The organism is Burkholderia sp. E168m23 (assembly GCF_016586125.1).
GTDB lineage: Bacteria > Pseudomonadota > Gammaproteobacteria > Burkholderiales > Burkholderiaceae > Burkholderia > Burkholderia orbicola.
The window spans coordinates 1-2,175 of record NZ_BCPP01001089.1; the positions used below are offsets into that span (position 1 = coordinate 1).

Consider the following 2,175-nt stretch of genomic DNA (forward strand, 5'->3'; position numbering starts at 1 on the left):
TGCGCAGCGCCGCTTCGATGCCGGCCGAACCGGCGCCGCTGTTGTAGATCGCGACCACGTCGTCGTGCGCCTGCAGCGCCTTCGACACCGCGCGGTAGCAGCGGTCGTCCTGGTCGAGCGTCTCGATCGGTTCATCGTCGCAGCGCACGGCGGCGAACGCGTCGGCGAGCTGATCGCGGCAGCCGGCCATCCGGTCGGCGTGCGCGCGGTAGCCCATCCGGCCGCCGAGCAGCAGCACGCGGCCGGGGCGTGCGGCGAGGCGGCCGATGTAGTAGCCGGCCGTGCGCCCGGCGCGATAGTTGTCGATGCCGGCGAAGTGCGCGCGGTCGATGCCGCCGATGTCGGTGACCATTGTGACGACGGTCTCGCCCCGCGCGATCGCGGCAGCCAGTGCGTCACGCACGCGGGCCGTGTCGTGCGCGGTGACGATCAGCGCCGCGCGCCGGTACGCGGGCCGTTCGATCAGCGCGGCGGCGCGTGCGTCGTCCGCGGCGGGCAGGATCGTCCGGTGCACGACCACGCGCCGGTCGAGCATCTGCAGCGAGCGCTGCAGCGCCTGCTGCAATCGTCGGAAGAACGGCGCGTCGGTGTCCGGCAGCAGCACGTCGACGTGGATCAACCCGTGCCGCGTGTCGGGCAACTGCCGCGGCACGCCGAGTTGCCGCGCGGCCGCCACCACGCGTTCGCGCGCCTGCGCGGAGACGCTGCCGCGCTCGTTCAGCACGCGGTCGACGGTCGTCGTGCTGACGCCGGCGAGCGCCGCGATCTCGTCGAAGCGCGCGGTGCGCTTGCGCCAGCGCGGCCCGGATTCACCTGCCATGGTCGTCTCCATCGTGAGGGTCGCCATCGATCGCGTGGCGTTGTCGGGAACGCTAAAGCGATGGCGAAATTTCGTCAACGTTTCGATTGAGGCGGGGCGGCCGGTCGCCTAATTTCGTTCCTGTGGCGAAGCGCTTGCCGTGCTTGCCGCGCACAAGAACCCCAGGAGACAGAAGTGGCCCAACCCGACGACCCGGCACGCGAACCCACGGCGGCGCGCCGGCAGGCATACCGAATGATCGGCGGCGCCGGCGAGCGCGCGCACGCGGCCGGGCTCGTCAACGCCGCGTGGTACCGGTGCGCGGTGCCGCGGCCGCTGATGAAGCAGCTGATGCAGCGCGGCGATGCGCGGGCGATTCGCGACACGCTGATCTGGTATGCGGCGATCGCGATCAGCGGCGCGCTCGCGTGGCTGGCGTGGCGCGCGCATTCGGCGTGGGCGATTCCCGCGTTCTTCGTGTACGGTACGCTGTACTGCAGCCCGGCCGATTCGCGCTGGCACGAATGCGGGCACGGCACCGCGTTCCGCACGCGCTGGATGAACGACGCGCTGTACCAGGTCGCGTCGTTCCAGGTGTTCCGCCGCGCGACCGCCTGGCGCTGGAGCCATGCGCGCCATCACACCGATACGCTGGTCGTCGGGCGCGATCCGGAAATCGCCGCGCCGAAGCCGACCGACTGGCTTGCGCTCGCGCTGAACGTCGTCGCGCTGAAGCACGTGGCCGGCGAGCTGCGCAAGATGATCGCGGTGTCGTTCACCGGCCGGCTCGACGACGAGGAGCGCACCTACGTGCCCGAATCGGAATGGCCGAAGGTCGTGCGCGAGTCGCGCATCCATCTCGCGATCTACGCGCTCGTGACGGGCGCGGCGGTGTACTGGCACACGCTCCTGCCGCTGCTCTACATCGGGCTGCCGAGCCTCTACGGCGCATGGCTGTACCTGTACTTCGGCCTCACGCAGCACGCGGGCATGCCGGAGAACGTGCTCGATCACCGGCGCAACTGCCGGACCGTGATGATGAATCCGGTGTTCCGCTTCTTGTACTGGAACATGAACTATCACGTCGAGCACCACATGTTCCCGATGGTGCCGTTCCATGCGCTGCCGAAGCTGCACGAAGCCGTGAAGGCCGACATGCCGCCGCCGTACCGCAGCACGCTGGCGGCCTATGCGGAGATCGTGCCGGCGCTGGTCCGGCAGACGCGCGACCCGTCCGATTACGTCGTGCGGCCGGTGCCGGATGCCGCGCGTGCCTGACCACTATCGAACCTCACAACGAAGGAGACACGCACCATGACGCAATGGATCGACACCGGCGCGCTCGACGACATCGACGACGAAGACGTCGCGCGCTT

General features: G+C 69.8%; 2 protein-coding genes and 1 pseudogene. 2 read left to right on the plus strand and 1 reads right to left on the minus strand.

The window, feature by feature from the left end; all coding sequences use genetic code 11:
• Positions 1 to 820: LacI family DNA-binding transcriptional regulator (locus tag JMF90_RS34345; RefSeq protein WP_201326100.1), on the minus strand; the 820-nt coding region annotated here is incomplete at its 3' end.
• A gap of 174 nt (positions 821 to 994) precedes the next feature.
• On the opposite strand from JMF90_RS34345, the gene JMF90_RS34350 reads away from it, so the two are divergent.
• Entirely contained in the window at positions 995 to 2,077 is a 1,083-nt protein-coding gene (locus JMF90_RS34350; protein WP_011546151.1) for a fatty acid desaturase family protein, read from the plus strand.
• A gap of 36 nt (positions 2,078 to 2,113) precedes the next feature.
• A pseudogene (locus JMF90_RS40430) lies at positions 2,114 to 2,175 on the plus strand (non-heme iron oxygenase ferredoxin subunit); the annotation flags it as partial.